15 protein-coding genes and 1 tRNA gene are annotated in these 16,391 nt (G+C 69.0%); 7 read left to right on the top strand and 9 right to left on the bottom strand.

The features are described from left to right. The first annotated feature begins 447 nt into the window (after positions 1-447). The gene (locus tag A3862_RS28090) at positions 448-1,464 is read left to right on the top strand and encodes an NAD-dependent epimerase (protein WP_111474210.1); all 1,017 of its coding nucleotides are present in this window, start codon (positions 448-450) and stop codon (positions 1,462-1,464) included. 246 nt (positions 1,465-1,710) lie between these two features. Continuing rightward, positions 1,711-2,076 carry a c-type cytochrome gene (locus A3862_RS28085; protein WP_024831013.1) on the top strand — a complete coding sequence of 122 codons (366 nt, stop codon included), beginning with the start codon at positions 1,711-1,713 and terminating at the stop codon, positions 2,074-2,076. A gap of 66 nt (positions 2,077-2,142) precedes the next feature. On the opposite strand, the gene A3862_RS28080 is transcribed toward A3862_RS28085, so the two are convergent. The 3 genes from A3862_RS28080 to A3862_RS28070 all read right to left on the bottom strand — a co-directional run bounded on the left by A3862_RS28080 (position 2,143) and on the right by A3862_RS28070 (position 3,883). After that, positions 2,143-2,661, bottom strand: coding sequence for a MarR family winged helix-turn-helix transcriptional regulator (locus A3862_RS28080; protein ID WP_043383865.1), 519 nt, complete (start codon positions 2,659-2,661; stop codon positions 2,143-2,145). Between the two features lie 128 nt (positions 2,662-2,789). Then, a complete protein-coding gene (locus tag A3862_RS28075) occupies positions 2,790-3,665 on the bottom strand; it encodes a site-specific tyrosine recombinase XerD (protein WP_051044825.1) in 876 nt (291 codons plus the stop codon). A 65-nt stretch (positions 3,666-3,730) separates the two neighbouring features. Then, on the bottom strand, positions 3,731-3,883 hold the full coding sequence (locus tag A3862_RS28070; protein WP_043351982.1) for a hypothetical protein: 153 nt from the start codon (positions 3,881-3,883) through the stop codon (positions 3,731-3,733). A gap of 255 nt (positions 3,884-4,138) precedes the next feature. On the opposite strand from A3862_RS28070, the gene A3862_RS28065 reads away from it, so the two are divergent. The 5 genes from A3862_RS28065 (at position 4,139) to A3862_RS28045 (ending at position 7,765) form a co-directional block, all read left to right on the top strand. After that, positions 4,139-4,750, top strand: a complete 612-nt coding sequence (locus tag A3862_RS28065; protein ID WP_051044824.1) for a shikimate kinase — start codon at positions 4,139-4,141, stop codon at positions 4,748-4,750. Positions 4,751-4,769: 19 nt separating this feature from the next. Continuing rightward, entirely contained in the window at positions 4,770-5,915 is a 1,146-nt protein-coding gene (gene aroB, locus A3862_RS28060) for a 3-dehydroquinate synthase (RefSeq protein ID WP_111474209.1), read from the top strand. 110 nt (positions 5,916-6,025) lie between these two features. Next, a tRNA-Thr gene (locus tag A3862_RS28055) sits at positions 6,026-6,101 on the top strand. 103 nt (positions 6,102-6,204) lie between these two features. Further along, a complete protein-coding gene (locus A3862_RS28050) occupies positions 6,205-6,486 on the top strand; it encodes a hypothetical protein (protein WP_111474208.1) in 282 nt (93 codons plus the stop codon). 463 nt (positions 6,487-6,949) lie between these two features. Further along, positions 6,950-7,765, top strand: a complete 816-nt coding sequence (locus tag A3862_RS28045; protein WP_124263036.1) for a WcbI family polysaccharide biosynthesis putative acetyltransferase — start codon at positions 6,950-6,952, stop codon at positions 7,763-7,765. Here the strand turns inward: A3862_RS28045 and A3862_RS28040 are convergent. From A3862_RS28040 to A3862_RS28020, 6 genes are read right to left on the bottom strand one after another with little or no spacing between them, the layout of a single operon-like run. Then, positions 7,758-8,240, bottom strand: coding sequence for a hypothetical protein (locus A3862_RS28040; RefSeq protein ID WP_111474206.1), 483 nt, complete (start codon positions 8,238-8,240; stop codon positions 7,758-7,760). The two genes, A3862_RS28045 and A3862_RS28040, sit on opposite strands and share 8 nt — an antisense overlap. Then, the gene (locus tag A3862_RS28035; RefSeq protein ID WP_111474205.1) at positions 8,237-8,671 is read right to left on the bottom strand and encodes a hypothetical protein; all 435 of its coding nucleotides are present in this window, start codon (positions 8,669-8,671) and stop codon (positions 8,237-8,239) included. Before A3862_RS28035 ends, A3862_RS28040 begins: the two co-directional genes overlap by 4 nt. Before the next feature lie 26 nt (positions 8,672-8,697). After that, positions 8,698-9,282, bottom strand: coding sequence for a hypothetical protein (locus tag A3862_RS28030; RefSeq protein ID WP_111474204.1), 585 nt, complete (start codon positions 9,280-9,282; stop codon positions 8,698-8,700). 2 nt (positions 9,283-9,284) lie between these two features. Further along, complete coding sequence (locus A3862_RS28025; protein WP_111474203.1) at positions 9,285-10,190, bottom strand: hypothetical protein; 906 nt, start codon at positions 10,188-10,190, stop codon at positions 9,285-9,287. A gap of 21 nt (positions 10,191-10,211) precedes the next feature. Continuing rightward, positions 10,212-10,373: a hypothetical protein gene (locus A3862_RS31725; protein WP_164706407.1), complete on the bottom strand. Its 162-nt coding sequence runs from the start codon at positions 10,371-10,373 to the stop codon at positions 10,212-10,214. Between the two features lie 11 nt (positions 10,374-10,384). Next, positions 10,385-16,378: an LPD38 domain-containing protein gene (locus A3862_RS28020; RefSeq protein WP_111474202.1), complete on the bottom strand. Its 5,994-nt coding sequence runs from the start codon at positions 16,376-16,378 to the stop codon at positions 10,385-10,387. Positions 16,379-16,391 lie beyond the last annotated feature (13 nt).

Below are 16,391 nucleotides of genomic sequence, written 5' to 3'. Positions count from 1 at the left end.
CGAAATCCCGCTATCCACAGCAGCCGGCGCAGCGGCACGGCGGGGAGCGCCTACCGTGCGAAGTGCCGGAGGGAGAGTGCCAGGACGACGAGCCAGACGCCCCCCGAAACGGCGAACACGAACCCGCGGAGGATCGCTGTCTCCAGCGCCGCGTGCGCCGAGCGCCGATCCGGTGTTCGTGACACGCCGCCCCTGCGCGAAGGCTCGGGACGCGCTCCGACCGCCCGCTGCTCCGGCACGGCGAGCAGGCGCGTCAGGCTGTCCGGGAGCGGTCGCGGGTTTGTCTGCACGGCACCCGCGAACCTACAGGGCTCAGAGCCGGGGCGACAAGCCGTGCAGGGGCATCCCGGATCGCCGCTCCCGGCGCCCGCTGCGATCCGATTTGTCGGCTTCCGGCCCCATGCTACAGCGCGCGTTCGGCGGGCTTGTCCGCCCGTCGGTCCGCGGATGTCACAGCCCCCTGTCTTGATCACCGGCGTCGCCGGCTTCATCGGGAACCAGCTCGCTTTGCGTCTCCTCGAGTCCGGCCGCCAGGTCGTCGGACTCGACAGCGTCAACGCCTATTACGACGTGCGGCTCAAGGAGGCCCGGCTTTCCCGTCTCGCGGGCTTCGAGGGCCACAGCTTCACGCGGCTCGACCTCGCGGACCGGGACGGCCTCGACGCGCTGTTCCGCCGTCACGACTTCCGGACGGTGATCCACCTCGCAGCCCAGGCGGGCGTGCGTCATTCGCTCACCGATCCCCATGCCTATGCGGCGAGCAACCTCGTCGGCTTCCTGAACATTCTGGAGGCCTGCCGCCACGGGGGTGTGGAGCATCTGCTCTACGCCTCATCGAGTTCCGTCTACGGCGGCGGCACGACCATGCCCTTCTCGGTGCATCAGAACGTCGACCATCCGCTCAGCCTCTACGCCGCGACCAAGAAGGCGAACGAGCTGATGGCGCACAGCTACAGCCATCTCTACGGGCTGCCGACCACCGGCCTGCGGTTCTTCACCGTCTACGGCCCCTGGGGTCGGCCGGACATGGCCCTGTATCTGTTCACCCGCGCCATCCTGGCGGGCGAGCCGATCCGGGTGTTCAACGAAGGGCAAATGCTCCGGGACTTCACCTACATCGACGACATCGTCGCGGGGATTCGGGCTTTGACGGAACGGCCGGCCACGCCAAACCCCGCCTGGAGCGCTGCCGAGCCGGATCCGGGGACCAGCGCCGCCCCCTACCGGATCTACAACATCGGCAACAACGAGCCGGTGGCGCTTCTGGAGATGATTGCACTCCTTGAGGCGGCCCTGGGCCGCAAGGCGGAGAAGATCCTGCTGCCTATGCAGCCGGGCGATGTTCCGGCGACCTACGCCGACATCGACGATCTCGTGCACGAGACCGGATTCCGCCCCGCCACGCCGTTGAAGACGGGCATCGGGCACTTCGTCGATTGGTATCGGACCTACCACGGCGTCTGAGACAGGCGCGGTGAGCGCGCGACCGGCCGCCGGCGGCCGGACGGGGCTTCCGGCCATCCGGGGAGCCAAACCGGCCGCACCGTGTTGAGGCAGGCGGCGCGCCGGGTCGGCCGCCGATCTGAACACGGGCGACGGCTTTGCCAGACTAGGCCGTTGCGCCCGCCGGGCAGATTCATTTAGAGCTATTCCAGGCAGGCAAGCTCTGCCCGCATCGCTGCCGCAACGGTGGCCAACAGGAGGAAATCCATGCGTTCACTCGTTTTCGGCGCCGTCCTTGCCGTTGTCATGCCGCTCGCGGCACAGGCCCAGGAGGCCGGGGATGCGGCCGCCGGCGAGAAGGCGTTCGCTCCCTGCAAGGCGTGCCACAATTTCCAGAAGAACGGCGTGGGCCCTGATTTGAAGGGTGTCGTCGGCCGCAAGGCGGGCACCTACGAGGGTTACAACTACTCCGCCGCCCTGAAGAACTCGGGCATCACCTGGGACGAGGCCAACCTGCACGAGTGGCTGAAGAACCCGAAGGCGAAGGTCCCGGGCACCAAGATGATCTTCCAGGGCTATCCCGACGACAAGAAGATCAACGACGTCATCGCCTACCTCAAGACGCAGTCCTGAGACGCGAATTCGCGCAAGCCAGAACCGGGAGCGACCGCGCGGTCGCTCCCGGGCCGGGTGCGGTCCCTAGTCGGACGCGAGACCTGCCTGAAGGCTCAACCTGAGGGTAACGAGATCGTGAAGGAGATCCTTGCGACCCTGGATGTCGAAGCCGGTCAGGCCGCCCGCCTCGTCGGGGATGCAGGCCAGTTCGTCGCGCAGGGCTAGGCCGGCCGGGGTGAGGAAGATGCTGACCTGACGCTCGTCGACCCGGTCGCGGGCACGGCGAACCCGGCCTGAGGCCTCGAGGCGCTTCAGGAGCGGCGTCAGCGTCCCTGAATCCAGGAACAGACGATTGCCGATCTCCTTCACCGAAAGGCCGTCCTGCTCCCAGAGCACCAGCAGGACGATGTATTGCGGATAGGTCAGCTCGTAGCGCCCGAGAAGGTTTCTGTAGGCGCGACCGAAGGCGTGCGCGGCGGCGTAGACCGCGAAGCACAGCTGATTGTCGAGGCGCTGCCGCTCCTGCTGCGAAGGCTGATCGGCACGCGTGTGCCCCGCCTGATCCAGCTCAGCGCCGATCTGCGAGGCCGAAGGGCCTGACATAGGATAACTCTCTCTGGTAAAGGCTGGCTCGCGTACCGGTATGGCGAAAGGCCCCTCTTAGGCATTTCGCATAACCTATACAATTGGGGCGATCGACCAGGATTGCCACGCGTTCTGTGCGGTGATCCTCAGCCATCCATCAACGGATGCAGATCGCGGACCATCGCCTTCAGGCGTTCATCGAGCACGTGCGTGTAGATCTGCGTTGTCGAAATGTCGGCATGACCGAGCAGCTCTTGGACGATGCGCAGGTCGGCCCCGTTCTGCAGGAGATGGCTGGCGAAGGCGTGACGGAGCACGTGGGGGCTGACGCGGTCCGGATGCAGGCCGGCCGCCGCAGCGAGCGTCTTCAGGTCGCGGGCGAAGGCCTGCCGGGTGAGATAGCCGCTGTCGCTGTCGGCGGGGAACAGCCACGCGGAGTCCTCCGGCACCGCCGGAAGATGGGCCGACATGGCGGCGCAGGCCGCCTCGGTCAGGGGGACCAAGCGCTCGCGGCCGCCCTTGCCCTTGATGAAGAGGTAGCGCTCGCGGCTCACGCCCGCCGCGCGCGGCAGCGCGACCAGCTCCGAGACGCGCAGGCCCGTGGCGTAGAGCAACTCGAGCAGGCACACCATCCGGCGTGCCCGGCGGGCCGGCCCCGGCGGCTGCTCGGCGGCGGCGGCCGCCTGCGCGGTGGCGAGCAACCGGTCGACCTCCGCGATGGAGAGCACCTTGGGCAGCGACCGTCCCCGGCGCGGTCCGGAGACCGCGACGCTGGGATCGCTCTCGGCGCCCCCCTCGGCGTACAGGAACTTGTGGAAACCGCGCACGCAGGACAGGCGCCGCGCTGCCGAGGAAGCCTTGAGGCCGCGGGTCTCGAGATCGATCAGGAAGGCTCGGAGCGTGCCGGAATCCACGGCGTCGAGCGCGGTCCCCGACCGGGCGAGGTAACCGAGATAATCCTCCAGATCGCGCCGGTAGGCGGTCAGGGTGTTGAGGCCGGCACCGCGCTCGGCGGCCAGCATGTCGAGATAGTCGGCGGCCTCGGGGCAGAGCGCCCGGCCGGCATCGCCGGAGACGTCCGACCCGCTCAACGGTTGCCGGGCTGGAGCTTCGAGGCGGGGATGGAAACAGTCATCTCCCGCGGCGTCGGCTGGACGAAATTCGCCAAGGCGAACATCGCAGCGAAAACCAGACCCGCCAGGATCGCGAGGGTGGCGAAGAAACGGAATAGGGTCGGCACGTCGGTCGAACCTCGGGCAGACGGGCGCTGGCGGCGGGAAGGGGGACGGGCGAGGGCTGTCTCCGAGCCGCCGCGGGTGCTCGGGTTCGACCACGCGAACGCGGCGCTGACAAGGCCCACAACGACACAGCGATGCGTTTCGCAGCCCGCTTGAATCGCGCTAAGAGCCTGCCGCAGGATGGAGGCAGCCCGGCGACAGGCGCTCGGGGGCCGGTGAGGAGGCGGGGACGCCACACGGATGCGATGCAGGAGTCGATGCAGGAGGCCATAAGCGAGGAGGCGGCGGGTGAACCGATCGAGGCGCGTCTGCGCCGCGCGCTCGGCCTGCGCTCGATCGTGCTCGTCGGCCTCATGGGGGCGGGCAAGAGCACCGTCGGCCGGCGCCTGGCGAGTCGCCTCGGGCTGATCTTCAAGGATGCCGACATCGAGATCGAAGCGGCGGCCGGCCTGACGATCCCCGACATCTTCGCCATCTATGGCGAGCCGAGCTTCCGCGACGGCGAGGAGCGGGTGATCTCGCGGCTGCTCCGGGCCGGCCCGCTGGTCCTGGCGACCGGCGGCGGCGCCTACCTTCGCGAGGCGACGCGCGCCCGCATCGCCGAATCCGCGGTCTCGGTGTGGCTGAAGGCCGATCTGGACGTGCTGATGCGGCGCGTGCGCAAGCGCGGCAACCGTCCGCTGCTGCAGACCGAGGACCCGGAGGCGACGATGCGGGACCTGATGGCCGTGCGCCACCCGGTCTACGCCGCCGCCGACGTGATGGTCATCTCCCGGGAGGTGTCGCACGACCGGGTCGTCCAGGACGTGCTGGAAGCGCTGGACGCCCATCTCAGCGGCGAAGGCTCCGTCCCCGTTGCCGCCCAGTGAGACCCGAGCGAACCGCCCCATGACCGAGCCGACGCCCCGTCAGGACCTCCTGACCGTCCACGTGCCCCTCGACGCCGGCCGCGCCTACGACATCCTGATCGGCCGCGGGCTGATCGACACGGCCGGCGCCGCCGTGGCCGCGCTCGGGGGACGCCGCGCCGCCATCGTGACGGACGCCACCGTCGGCGCCCTCTATGCCGCGCGGCTTCGCACCAGCCTGGAGCGCGCCGGCCTTCAGGCGGGCGTGGTGACGGTGGCACCGGGCGAGGCGTCGAAGTCCTATGCGGGCTTTGCGGAAGTCTGCGACGGTCTGCTCGCCCTCAAGGTCGAGCGCGGCGACCTTGTCGTGGCCCTGGGCGGCGGCGTGGTCGGTGACCTCGCCGGCTTCGCGGCCGCCACCCTGCGGCGGGGCGTGCGCTTCGTGCAGGTGCCGACGAGCCTCCTTGCCCAGGTCGATTCCTCGGTGGGCGGCAAGACCGGCATCAATGCGCCGCTGGGCAAGAACCTGATCGGCGCCTTCCACCAGCCGCGTCTCGTCCTGGCCGATACGGCCGCCCTCGACACCCTCTCCGAGCGCGAGATGCGCGCCGGCTATGCCGAGGTCGCCAAGTACGGGCTGATCGCCGATCCGGGCTTCTTCGACTGGTGCGAGGCGAACTGGCGCGGGATCTTCTCCGGCGGCCCGGAGCGCGAGCAGGCGGTCGCCTCCTGCTGCCGGGCCAAGGCCGCGGTGGTCACCCGGGACGAGCGGGAGGACGGGGAGCGGGCGCTGCTCAATCTCGGCCACACCTTCGGCCACGCCCTGGAGCGCCTGACGGGCTACGATTCCGCCCGGCTGGTGCATGGCGAGGGCGTGGCGATCGGGATGGCGCTCGCCTTCCGCTTCTCGGCCCGGCTCGGGCTCTGCGGCGGGCAGGATGCCGGCCGCGTCGCCAACCATCTCGCCCTCGCCGGGCTGCCGACCCGTCTGCAGGCGGTCCCGGGCGGATGCGGCACCGTCGGGTCGATTCTCGACGCGATGACGCAGGACAAGAAAGTCCGCGACGGCGCGCTGACCTTTATCCTGGCCCGCGGGATCGGCCAGAGCTTCATCGCCCCGGGCATTGACCGGGCGGCGGTGGCGGCCTTCCTGGAAGACGAACTGGCGTCGCATCGAGACCTCTGAAGTGCTCGATAGTCGGCGGTGGCCTTGCCTAACGCAGGCCGTGCCGCTATGAGCCTGCCACGTCCGGCGCCGCACACTGCGTGCGTCGGTCACGGTTCCTCGGAACCAGGGCCGCAATAGCTCAGCTGGTAGAGCACCTCATTCGTAATGAGGGGGTCGGGGGTTCGAATCCCTCTTGCGGCACCACCACTTAGCCCTGCGCTTGCTTACCGGAAATAGCGACCGGTAAGCACATAGTAAGCAGGCCGAGGAACTTGCGCCGAGGCAGCGAGCTACGCGACCCAAGCCGATGCCCTTCACGTGGCGCCGCACCTTTCCTGACACGCACCACGATTTCGTCGCCGAGGATGCCGGCCAGCATGTCGGCCGCATCCGGCGAATCCACGGCGGCCCGCAGGATGGCGTCTGGATGTGGAGCTGCACCGGCTGCCAGCGCGGGCATGAGGCGACGGGCGTCCGGCCGCTCAATGGCGAGGCCGCGACCCGGGACGAGGCGATCGAGGCGCTTGCCGCCGCGTGGGGCCGGGCAAAGGCATGGAGCGCCGCGTCCGGGCTGCCGCTGGCGCATTGAGTTCAAGAGGCAGAGCGGCCCATCTCTCGGGCATCAGGTTCGGCGCCGCCTGTGTATCGGTGGTTGTACGATCGCACAATCAAGCAACCTGGGCGAAGCATCACGGCAAATTTAATCGACAAGACTTGTCGTCGCCGTGATCGCCTGCGTAGAGACATGCGGTCCTCAACCGTGGATTGACTAAGTTGGAAAATAGCACAGCAACTTCAGGTTCGTCTGGCGCCAGCGATGAGCTGGTCAATGCAAGGATGGCGTTGGCGGCGGCCGGACATCACGTCCTTCCGGGGGCGCCGGCAGGCTCGAAGCTGTGGCACATAGACCGGAGCGGGCCGATGACTGGAGAGGAAGTTGTTGCCTTTGCGCGACAGCGCAACCTCCTGCCGCCAGAAGGCCCGTCCAAGGACCTTTGAGCGCCACAACTCTACGTCTATAAGCCGTCCAGCAGGGCAAGCGGTCGGCGGGCATGAAAGTCGTAGTTTACGCGAATTGCCAAGGCATCGCGGTCAAGAAGCTCCTTCCGATCATATCGGGGATGGGCGACACGCTTCAGATCAATAACTTTGAGAATTACAAGATCATATCTGGGCAAGAGCCGAACGATCATCTGTTTGAAGCACTCGCGGACGCTGACATATTTATTTATCAGCCCCTTGGCGAAGGGCATGGGATCTACAGCACGTTTGGAGAGAGCGATAATATCCTCAATCGACTAAAGATATCTGCTGTGCAAATCTCCATGCCGTACATTTATAACAACGGCCTGTGGCCGATGTACCATGAAGGATCTGCAAAGAACACCGCAGCGATTGACGCCTACCTGTCTGACGGCGCGACCGCACAGGATGTCATCAAGATTTACGACAGCGGCGACATGTTCTTCGACATGAAAAACCGCATGCGTCAAAGCCTGGAAATGCTCCGCGACCGCGAAGCCGGGCTGGACATCAAGATCGCCGACTATATCGAACAGAACATGCTGGATCGCGAGCTTCTGTTCGTTCAGAACCACCCGACCACGGATCTGTTTCGAGTAGCTATCGAGCAGATGATCCGCCACATATTCGGCGAAGGGTTCCAGTTACCGCGCGTCGATTACGCTGCCCTGGGCTCCAACTACTCCGATCTGCCTGGGAGATATCCGATCGACAGATATTGCATTGAAGAAGGCGGCATCAGGTACGTGGATGCGCCGGAGGAAGGGGCCCAGCTATACTATCATGGCCTGATCTACATGCGACATGAAGAGTTGAACAAGCACAACTCCCCGCCAGTCAGTTAGGGGCGGGTTCGCACGGGACCTCGAATGGGGTCAGGGCGTCGCGCGCGTGCTGCCGCCAGATATGACGTTGGACCCAGTTGCAGGCAGCCGACGGCTTGGTTCGGATCTGAGCGGAGCCGCACGCCATGTCGAATGGAATGGCGATGTGGATCGCCTGCCCGCGTCCGTTGAAGCGCCACGGCGTGCTCGTCCGCTCCTCCGGCAGGATGATCGGCGGCTCGCCGGGATTCGCAACGCTCTCGATCTGCCGCGCGAAGAACAGGTCGCAGTCGTCGAGGTAGGTCCGGACCGCGATCACCGTAAGCGTCCCACCACGCGGTACTCGATCCGTCACGACGTCGATTGATTGGACGACGTAGGGCCAGCGCCAATCCCCGGCGGTGAAGGACAGGAGAGAGGCGAGGAACAGAAACGCGATCCCGCCAGCCACGTGCAGCGTCCGGTTCAGCCAGCGATCGAAGGTGCGAACGGTCACGATCCGCCTCCCTTGACGTTGAGGAGCTTCAGGGCCTCGCGCAGCAGCGGCAGAGCCTTATCGAAGAAGCCCTGCGCCCAGGCGAAGATGACCGGGACGACGAGGCAGGCCACCTTGTAGAAGCGCCGCCACAGCTTGCGGATGGCCTTCCGCTCGCGGTGATCCTCGACCAGCTCCTGGAGCGCTGTCAGCCGGTCGTCGTCGAACCAGCGGATGGTCTTCCGCCAGCCCGGCGTGAAGCGCATGAACAGACGCTGCTCGACCTCCTCCTGCTCGCTGTCGTCGAGCAGCTTGGCGACAACCTCCTCGCCGACCGGGCCGAGCCCGGAGCCGTCGGCGGGGAGACGCTTCTTGATCGCCTCCGCCGCCGCGTCCGCGGTAACCCGCGGGGCGACGGCAGCCGGGTCCGGCGGCTTTTTCGTGGGGGGCATGATGGCTCATCGGTTCGGCGACGGGGTCAGCGCTTCACGGCCTGGGCGACGGTGGCCGCGATCTGCGCCGGGCCGGGGACCGCAGCGCTCCGCGCCACCTCGCGGATGGCGTCGCCGTTGCGCCGGCTGCTGTCGGACGACCCGGTCCAGTACTGGACGACCGCTCCGAAGGCCGTGGCCAGGATACCCATCATCACCGACAGGAGCTGGAACACGCTCTGGGGCATCTCCGCCCGGACGAAGAACAGCATGAACATGATCCCGAAGAACCCGATCGTGACCACGACCGAGACCACCGGAGCGCCCCACGCGATGTTGCTGCCGACGGTTGCGAGTTGCACCGTCGTCGCCCGGGCGTTGGCGATGTCCGCCAGTTGCGCCTCGTTCGCCTTGGTCTCGGCCTCGATCTGCGCCAGTTTCACGGCTGCGGCGCTCGGGTCGGCGGCGATGGCGCTGGAAACGGCCTGCGGGGTTGGTTCGACGCCGAGCGCAGCAGCTACGCCCTTGCCGACGAGGCCGCCGATCGTGCCGCCGAGCGGGCCACCGAACAGCGTACCGAGGGCGGGGAGCCCGATCTGCGCGAGCTGACCCGCAATGCTCTGCCATTCCATGATCAGGCTGCCTTCTTGGTGAAGAGGGATTTCAGGGCGGCCCAGAAGCCGCCGGTCTGCACGACCGGGCCGAGCGGCGCCGGGGCGGGGGCAGAAGAAAGCCCGCCAGAGGAGGCGGGCTGGGATGGTGCGGGAGGGCCCGGGGGCGTGGGCGCGACTGCCGCTGGAGGCAGAGGCGCCGTCTCGACCGGCGGGATGGGCACGGCCGCCGCCACTCCACCGGGGACGTGCCCGGCGCTCTGGAGTGCATTGAGGAAGGCGCGATGCAGGACGGCAACCGCGGCGCCGTTCACATCGGCATTGACCATAGCGCGGGCGCCGACCGGGTTGTCCCGGCCGCCGCCAAAATAGTCCGAGAGCTTCTTGCCCGTGTACCAGCCCTCGGACAGGCCGACGAACAGCATGGCCGCGGCGATGTCGGGGTTGAGCATCAGGGTCGGGGTCTGCTCGAGGTCCTGATCCGCGGTCAGGTAGCCGAGCTCGCGCAGCCGCTTCGTCGCGCGGCGGGCGTTGTCCCGCCCGGTGGACTGGACGAGGCCCATGCCGCGGAAGTCCCAGCCGTCGTTCGGCTGGGTGTTGCCCATCCGGCCGCCGTAGACCTTGTTCGCGAGCGCCTGCGGGTTGCGGACGTAGGGAGCCGCTGCAGCTTCTGACGCAAACCGCGAGGGCCACACCGCGCGAATCCGGGCTGCGCTCGTGTAGTTCAGGTTCTCGATCCGCGGCGCCATGGCGCCGCCGGTCTCGTGATGCGTGGTCCCGAGGCTGTAGGCGAGATCCAGCGTCGGCATCAGCGGCGGCGCCATGTCGAGCATGGCGTTCAGGCCGTCGACCTGGGCTTGGCTCAGTCCGGCGAAGGGTGATCGGCGCACGGCTGCGAAGAAGGCTTTGCGATCCAAGCTTGCGGTCATCTCTGGCTCCGAGGCGAGGGGTCAGTGCCGGGCGCGGGCCGGGCGGGCGGAGATCCACACCGTGCCGACGCCCTCGATGAAGACGGGGACGGACACGGCGCGGGGGCGATGGTGGCGCGGCGCGGCGGCCTGCGCGCACGTCGAGAGAGCCGCCAGCAGAGCCGCGGCGTAGAGGAGGGGCATGGGAGCGAGCCTCAGTTGAAGGGGTTCGGGACCGGGTTGTCCTTCGGCACCGACAGGGCCGGCGGGGTGCGGCGCTCGCCTCGCGGCGGCGGCGGGGCGCTCGGGTCGATGCCGACGCGGCGGCGCTGCGGCTTCCTGACCGCGTCGCCGTCGAAGGCCCAGCCGTCCACCTTGGCGTCGAGCGCGAGGTCGCGGATCTCGGCCTGCGTGCCGTCGGCCAGGAGCCGGCGCTGCGCCTCCGGCCAGAGCTTCGCCACGGTGTCGGTCGGGAGGATCTTGTTGGTAGCGTAGCGAGTCGCCAGCTCGGCCGCCGCGACCGGGCTCTGCGCCTTCAGGACCGCGAACTGATCCTCGGCCGAGAGCATGGGCCGGCCCTCGTAGCCCTTCTGGCCCGTGAGCACGAGGGCGTTGCGCTGCTCGATCGCCTGGAGCACGCGCAGGTTGTCGATCACGTCGCGACGCTTCTGCGGGTCCAGCCCGATCCGCTCGCCGTCCTCGAAGGTCTTCTGGCTGTTGTTCGTCAGCTCCTTGATGAGGCCGCCGACCACCTGCACGGCGTTGGCCGCCCGGGTGATCGGGTGGAGGCGCTTGTCGTCGGCGTTGAACGATGCCTTGCCGGTGTCCTCGTCGCCGCCCTGGGTCAGCATGACGTAGGCACGCTGCGCCGCCGGCAGGGCTGCGAGGTAGTCCGAGGCGTCGCGGTCCTGGTAGCTCTTGAGAAGATCGCCGTAATGCGCTGCGGCCTGGGCGAAGGCGCCGTTGCGCTGGGCAGCCTGCTCCCAGAACAGCTTCGTGGTCTCGCTCGACCGGTCCGCGCCCTTGATGAAGCGCCGGAGGAACATGGTGTCCTCGTTCGCCGCGGCCGGCTGGTTCGGGTCGGCCTGGTTCGAGACCGACATCAGATCCCGGCCCCAGTTCCCGAACATGGAGCCGACGGCATAGTCGACCTTGATCGGGGAGATGTTGAGCGCGTTCCCGATGGCCTTCGCCGCCGACGACGTGTTGGGCTTCACCTCGAAGCGCGGGTTCTCCTTGTTTTGGAGGTTCTCCGGTACGATGTCGCGGCCGGTGAAGAACGAGCGGTTCAGCGTCAGCTCCGCGGCGGTCTTCACGAGCGGTATGCCGGTCAGCGGATTCGGCGGCTGGATCACCTCGCGCACGCCGTCCATGGCGAAGTGCGCGGCCCGGGGGTCGCCGGTGGCGATCTTGAGCCCGACCGCCTCGCCCAGGTTGAAGCCCATCGCGAGTTCGAACGGCTTCGGCACCACGAGGATCTTGCCCGGCCGGCCGAACGCATCGCCCGGCAGGATCAGGTGCGTGGCGCGAAGCTCTTCGTTCGCATCCCGGTAGGCCTCGCTCTGCGACGCCCAGAGGCCGTACATGGTGCCGAGCGCGCCGCCGACGCCGGCCAGCTTCAGCCAGGCCACGCCCGCGTTCTTGAGCGCGGCCGCATCCTGCTCGGTCACGATGCCGTCCCGGGCCGACCGCCAGAGCGGGTCGATCAGTGTCCGCCGGGCGAGGTCGAGCGCCTGCAGGTGCGCGTTGAAGAAGGGCACCAGCGTGCGGAGGTAGAGCGTCCCGGACCCGTGCCGGCCGAAATCGAGCACGTCCGTGGCCTGGGCCGCCGCCTCGATCATGGCGTCGTAGTCCGACAGGCCCTGCCGCTTCTTCTGCTCGAACACGGTCCGGATCACAGACAGGCGCGTGCCCGCCTCGGCCGTCTCGATGATCTCGGCGCCGGCCTTGAGCGGCGCCAGCAGATGTCCGTGCGCGAGATCGCCGATACCGCCGACCTTCTGTGTCAGCCATCCCTTCCGGGCGAGAGCGTTCACGTCGCGGTCGATCAGTTCCGAAAGGCCCGCAGATCCGGCGCCCGGGGAGACACCACCGGCATAGGCATAGAGCGCCGGCCATTGCTCCTTCACGAGACCCGTCTCGTTCAAGATGCCACGGGCGCCCGACACAAACGGCACATAGTCGGACCGCAGGATGCCTACCGCCAACTGATCGCGGAAGAAGTTCGTGATCGCGAAGGTGGGATTCGTGACGATGCCCGTGCGCAGCAGGCTCGACGTGGTGGCGCCGAATTTCAGCGCGAAGTCCCGGGCCACCGGCGGCAGGGCGGACAGGGTCTCGTAGAGGGCGAGTCCCTCGTCCCGGGCCTGGAGGCGCACCGCGCGGAGCTGCCCGCCGTCCTTGTAGAAGACGAGCGGCTCGCCGCGCTTGCCCGTGGGCTCGGCCCGGAAGATCGTCGCCATGATCGGGTCGTTGCCGAACACGTCGGTGATCGCGCCGTTCAGCACCGCGAGGTCGTCGCCCGACGTGCCCGCCGCGCGCGCCGCGCTCTGCACCGCCTCAGCGAGATCGAACTTCTTCCCCATCATCTGCGTGGGCGGGATCTCCTCAAGGATCCGCCCCACGCCCTCGGCGCCGGCCTCGCGCGCCAGCCGCGCCAGGGCGACGAAGCTCTTGATGATGTCGTTGTGCTGGAGCGTCCGGTTCACGAGGAAGGCCTGGGTCATCAGGCTCTGCGTCGGCGGGATCACGTCGCGGTCCGAGCCGCGCAGGCGCTTGATGGTGTCCACCGTGCCGGGCCCGTCCGAGCCGCCGGCCCCACCGCCGAGACCTTCCGGCCGCTCGTCCATGTGCCGGTAGAGGGGCACATAGAACTCCTCGTCCATCAGGCGCGCGTAGAGGTCGGCATCGATCAGGCCGCCCTCGTACTGCTTGCGCAGGAGCTGCCGGGTGAACTGGTGGATCTGGTCGGCGCCGGCCCGGAACGTCGGGTTCGCGGCCTCGGCCTCTGCCACCGCGGTCCGCACCTCCTCCGGCGACAGCGCGATCGGACGGCGCTCCAGCGTGCCGTCGGCCACGCGCCGATACAGCACCTCCGCGCGCCGGGCGACGAGGTAGCGGTCGAACTCCTCGACCTTGCCGGCATCCCAGCGCCCGAGGATTCCGGGCTGGCCGGTGGCCGTCGCGAGCGCGTCGGACATCGAGGGCCCCTCGGGCGCGATGCCGTGATAGGGCCGCACGCCCTCGCGCATGTCCTGCACCGCCGCCTGGTTGGCGCGGGCGAACAGACGCACGAGGTTCTCGGGGTTCTCGCCGCCCTCCAGCCTGACCCGCTCTCCGGTCGCGGCGTAGATCGCCCGCGTCATGGACCGGACTGCCCGGGCCACCGGCGCCTTGTCGTCGAACACCGCCTCGTAGGCGCGCGACAGGTACAGGCCGACCGTCGCCGGCAGTCCGTCCCGGCGGATGGACTGGATCACGCCCTCGTCCTCGGGCTTGCGCACCATGGTCGCGAGCTTCTCGCCGGTCGGCGCGGCGAGGTAGGCCTGATGCGCAGCCACGGCTTGGTCGAGGCGCTCCAGCAGATCGGGCGCCTCCCGCTGCATCAGCGACCGGAAGGACTGCGCGAACGCGGGCGCCTGCCGCTGCCCGGCGGCCGGGTTGAACATGGCCGTGCGCACCCACTCGGCGAATCCCTCGCCGGCGTCGCCGCGCTGCGGGTCATAGTCGAGCGGCCCGAGCTCCACGGCGTGCCGGTCGATCAGGTCCGACAGCGGCTCGCCGATCCGCTTCTCCAGGGCGTGGCCGGCCTCGTGCGCCACCGTCTCGAAGTCGGCGACGTTCCGGACCCGCATCACCTCGTCCGAGTTGCGGAACTGGCCGAGCGCGTCCTTGCCGCCCTGCACGCGCCCGGAGCGCAGCGGCACATCGAGCGCATCGGCGAGGTCCTGCGACTGCTGTTGGAGCGAGCGCAGCGGCTCAGCCGCCGGGCTCTCAGCCGGCGCCGCAGCGGAGACCACGCCGTCGGGCGGCTGGGGCCGGCCCGGCTCGCCCGCGGCGGCCGGCTCGCGGTTGCGGAAGCGGATGTCTCCGCCGTCATCGCGCAGCAAGCCTCCCAGATCGGAGCGGGCCGCCTGCGTCTCCGGCCGGGCATCGAGCGCGCCCTGCACCTTCGACAGCGTTCCAGGCTTCATCCGGAACTGGAGCCCATTGACCGCCTGCGCCTGCTGCCGCTGGCCCGGCCCGGACTCGCCCGACATCATGGCGTGCTCAAGCGCCACGAGCGGATCGTCCGCGTCGCCGCGCCAGAGCATCTCGGCCGCGTCCATCATCGTCCGCTGATCGACGTCGCCCGCGCGGATCCCGACCTTCTTCGCCGCCGCCGTGATCTTCCGAGCCTGCGCCTCGATCTCGCGCGTCTGGTTGTCGGCGCCGCCCTTCTCTGGCACCTGGTCGTGCGCGCTGAACTGGCGCTGCCCGCGCTGCTCCCGGTCGAGCGCGTCGAACAACTCCCTCTCGATATTCCGCGCCGCCATGCCGTCGGCATCCGGCGGCAGGTAGCCGTGCTCGATCAGCGCCTCGCGCCAGAAGCCGTCGATGCTGTGGCCCTTCGCGCGGGCGAGCGGACCGCCACCGGGCACGAACACACGGTTCAGGTCGCGGGCCCGGGCCTCGCCGTCGAGCGCCAGTCCGCCGTTCCGAGCGATGAACTGCGATAGGGACAGGGGCTTGCCCGACGAGGAGGTCACGACAGCCTGCGCGGGCGTGGCCGGGATCTCGGCCGCGGGCCGGGTGACGGCACTGCGCTGCATGAAGGCAGCGGCCTCATCCGGCGAACCAACCTCGACGCCTGGAAAGCGAGCGCGCGCCGCCTCAACGGCCGCATCGCTCCGCGTGTTCACCGTGACGAAGGCCGGGCCGTCCGTCATGGATCGGTTCTTGTCGTAGAGCAGCACATAGGGGGCATCGGTCCGCGTGGCTGCGGTGCCCGTGGAGCGCTCGACATCGTTCGGGAGTACCGGGCCGGCATTCATCTCTGGGTGATCGCGAAGGATGCCCTCGACAGCTTCAGCGCGGGTACCGCCGCGCGTTGCCGACACGCCGTGCGCCTGGAACTGGTCGCGCACCTCCGGCGGGACCTTCTCCATCGCCTGCGTGTAGGCCTCTCGCGGATTGGCGCCGTCTTTATAGAAGTCGGGGCTCAGCTGATGTTCGGTGCTCTCCCGCTCCAGCAGCCGGTCGGGATCGGGCGACGCCGGCTCCTCGCGCGGTACGTCCGCCGCCGCCCGCGCGGCCGCCGCCTCCGGGTCCGCGACGACGGTGGAGGCGTCCATCGCGGGGGATTCGGACGCGGCCCCTCCCGTCTCAGGGGAGGGGACGTCGCCCGCCCGGGGAACGTCGACGGTCTGCTCGGGTAGCGTGACCTCGGTCGAGGGCTCGCCGACCCGCGGCCCAAGTGCCTGATCTCGTTCCGTTGTCGGTATACCGATATCGCTCTGGCCCGCGGTCTCGCCGCCCGGCCGCAGCGCAGGATCCTCGCTCGCCAGTGCCGCCATGTTGCGGCTCTCTGCCGCCTGCTGCTCGGCCACGCGGGCGCGAGCCAGCGCGTCGGTGTCCACCTTCGCGGCCCGGCCAGATCGGGCCAGCGCACCCACAGCCTCGCCGGCGCCATGCAGCGCGCCGCCCAGCACCGCGCCGCCGGCCGCCGCGGCGAGGTTCTCGCCCAGGCTGTAGCTCTTCCGAAGTCCGGACTGGATCTCGCTCGCCTGGATCGCCGGGTTCGCGACGCCCTGCACGGTGGCCTGCGCGGCTCCCGCTCCGAGCACACGCCCGGCCACGCCGCCGACAAGCCGCTCTACCAGGCTGTTCACGCCCGGCACGCGGGTGACCAGAGCCTCGGGCGAGGTCATGCCGCCGCCGAGCTGACCGGCCAGCGCGACCGCGCCCTCCAGCGGCCCGTCGAACCCGCGCATGGTCTCGTACCGGGCGAGGTCCTTCGTGATGCGCTCGTACTGGTCGGGAAACGCCCGCTTGAACTCGGCGAGGTCGGCCGAGCCGGCGATCGTCCCGCGGTATGCCGCCTCGACGGCGTTCAGCCGGGCGCGCTCGGCCAGCGAGACCTCGCCGAGCGACGGGTCAGCCTGCAGGCGATCCGCAAAGGGGTTCGGCCCGTCGTCCTGGGGGGACGCGGGCGCTGCGCTGTCAGCCATGTCGGGGTCTCAG

The organism is Methylobacterium sp. XJLW, assembly GCF_003254375.1.
Classification (GTDB): Bacteria; Pseudomonadota; Alphaproteobacteria; order Rhizobiales; family Beijerinckiaceae; genus Methylobacterium; species Methylobacterium fujisawaense.
Note: the sequence above shows the minus strand (reverse complement) of the source record. Positions and strands in the feature narration are given on the sequence as shown.